The organism is Mesorhizobium sp. M4B.F.Ca.ET.089.01.1.1 (genome assembly GCF_004022605.1).
GTDB classification, from domain to species: Bacteria; Pseudomonadota; Alphaproteobacteria; order Rhizobiales; family Rhizobiaceae; genus Mesorhizobium; species Mesorhizobium abyssinicae.
The window spans coordinates 1-2,361 of the sequence record NZ_RZOS01000658.1 but is presented as its reverse complement, the minus strand read 5'-3'; the positions used below and the strand labels follow the sequence as shown (position 1 = coordinate 2,361).

The following is a 2,361-nucleotide window of genomic DNA, read 5'->3' as shown; positions in this document are numbered from 1 at the left end:
GCTCGACCGCCGTTCGCTGTCGGACCATTTCCTGCGCGACATCGGCATGCTCGACGGACGCGTGCCTCCCGGCACCCTTCGCTGAGGCAAGTCCGGCGCCTTGACCGACGCGAAGGAGGGAAAGATGGATGCATTATCGCAGGCTCTGGCGAAGAGCCGTCAAACGATCAGCGCGTATGAGGACTATGCGGAACGCTACGATCAAATCGTGCGGCATGTTCCCAACGAGAGAGAACAGGCATCCCTGAAGCGGCTTGTGGCGATCGCCGGCACAGCCGGCCAGATTCTCGAAGTCGGGTCCGGAGCGGGATACGACGCCGACTTTCTGGAGGCCTTGGGCGTCAAGGTTCGCCGTACCGACGCGACAAAGCGGTTTCTCGAGTTGCAGGCCGCGCGCGGCAAGCACGGCGAGCTTCTCGATCTCCTCACCGACGACCTCGGCGGCCCCTACGATGCCGTGCTTGCGCTCGCCGTCCTGATCCATGTGCCCCGCGACCAGATCGAACAGGTGCTCGCCAAGATAGCCGGATCGCTGCGGCCAGGCGGCGCCTTCCTGGTGTCGATGCGCAATGGCGACGGCGAGACGGACGGCAACTATCATACCGTCCTGTGGCGCCGGGACGACTTCGCGGCCCGTATCGAAAGCGCCGGGCTGGTCCTGATCAGGGACGATTTCAACGAGGGCCGCAATCGCGAGGAATGGAACACGTTCCTGGCTGTCAGGCCGGCATGACGCGACGCTTTTCCCTTCTCCCCTTGTGGGAGAAGGTGGCCGCGAAGCGGCCGGATGAGGGGTGCTCCAGCTTGACGCGAACCTACGCCAACCTTGATGGTGATGTGATCGCATCGCCAGCCTCACGGATTGTCTAAAAGCAAATCGGCCCGATCTTGCGACCGGGCCGATCCGTTTCAGATGCTCAATCGCCTCAGCTGCACCCGCTCGTCGAACCGCAGGTGTCGCACTTCTCGCAGGTGCCGTTCCGCACCATGGTGAAGTTGTGGCACTCCGAGCATTCGTTGCCGGTGTAGCCCTGCAGCAGCGACTGCTGGCGCCGTGTCGCGGCGAGCTTCTTGGCGTCGGCGGCTTCCTGCGCGGCGGCGTCGGTGAACAGTGCCTCGGTGCTGGAAACCTCGGCTTCTTCTTCGACGATGTCCTCGGCCAGTTCCCTGGCGCGCTCCTCATAGTCGCGTTTGTAGGCGATGGCCTCGTCGCTCGCCGGCTTCAGCGTCAAGACGTTGGAGCCGGAGAAGGCGGTCGGTGCCGCGCGAGCAGGGGCCGTCGTCGGCGCCGCGCCGCCAAAGCCCTTGGGATCGCCGCCGGCGCCCGAGACCAGCTTGACCGGCGAAACGCCGCGGGTCAGGCCCTTCGAGAACGGCGTCGCCTTGCCTTCGGTGATGCCGCGGCCAAGCGCCGTCTTGTCGAAGTCCGACTGGTCGACATGGGCAAGGTCGTGGCGGGCGAGGTAGGAGACGGCGAGCTCGCGGAACACGTAGTCGAGGATCGACGTCGCGTTCTTGATCGCGTCGTTGCCCTGCACCATGCCGGCCGGCTCGAACTTGGTGAAAGTGAAGGCCTCGACATATTCGTCGAGCGGCACGCCATACTGCAGGCCGAGCGAGATGGCGATGGCGAAGTTGTTCATCATCGCGCGGAAGGCAGCACCTTCCTTGTGCATGTCGATGAAGATTTCGCCGAGGCGCCCGTCGTCGAACTCGCCGGTGCGGAGATACACCTTGTGGCCGCCGACCACTGCCTTCTGCGTGTAGCCCTTGCGGCGGTTCGGCAGCTTCTCGCGGTCGCGGTAGAGCCGCTCCACCACGCGCTCGACGATCTTTTCCGTCACCTGCACGGCGCGCTGCGCGGCGGGTGCCGCGATCAGCTGCTCGACCACCTCATCCTCATCCTCCTCGCCGTCGGCGAGCAGCGAGGCATTGAGCGGCTGCGACAGCTTCGAGCCGTCGCGATAGAGCGCGTTGGCCTTCAGCGCCAGCTTCCACGACAGCATGTAGGCGTTCTTGGCGTCCTCCACCGTCGCTTCGTTCGGCATGTTGATGGTCTTGGAGATGGCGCCGGAGATGAAGGGCTGCGCCGCCGCCATCATCAGGATGTGGCTGTTGATCGACAGCGAGCGCTTGCCGATCTTGCCGCACGGGCTGGCGCAGTCGAACACCGCGAGGTGCTCGGCCTTCAGGAACGGCGCGCCTTCCAGTGTCATGGCACCGCAGACATGGATGTTGGCGGCCTCGATGTCCTTCTTCGAGAAGCCAAGCGCCGGCAGCATCTCGAACGAGAAATCGCCGAGCTGCTCGTCGGTGAAGCCGAGCGTCTCCTTCACCCAGTCGGCGCCCAGCGTCCACTGG

At 64.8% G+C, this 2,361-nt stretch carries 1 protein-coding gene and 1 pseudogene; one reads left to right on the top strand and one right to left on the bottom strand.

Annotated features, from left to right (window positions below):
- The first annotated feature begins 124 nt into the window (after positions 1–124).
- On the top strand, positions 125–733 hold the full coding sequence (locus EN780_RS32315) for a class I SAM-dependent methyltransferase (RefSeq protein WP_128276300.1): 609 nt from the start codon (positions 125–127) through the stop codon (positions 731–733).
- Positions 734–926: 193 nt separating this feature from the next.
- On the opposite strand, the pseudogene EN780_RS32310 reads toward EN780_RS32315, so the two are convergent.
- Positions 927–2,361 (bottom strand): annotated as a pseudogene (locus EN780_RS32310) (vitamin B12-dependent ribonucleotide reductase); the annotation flags it as partial.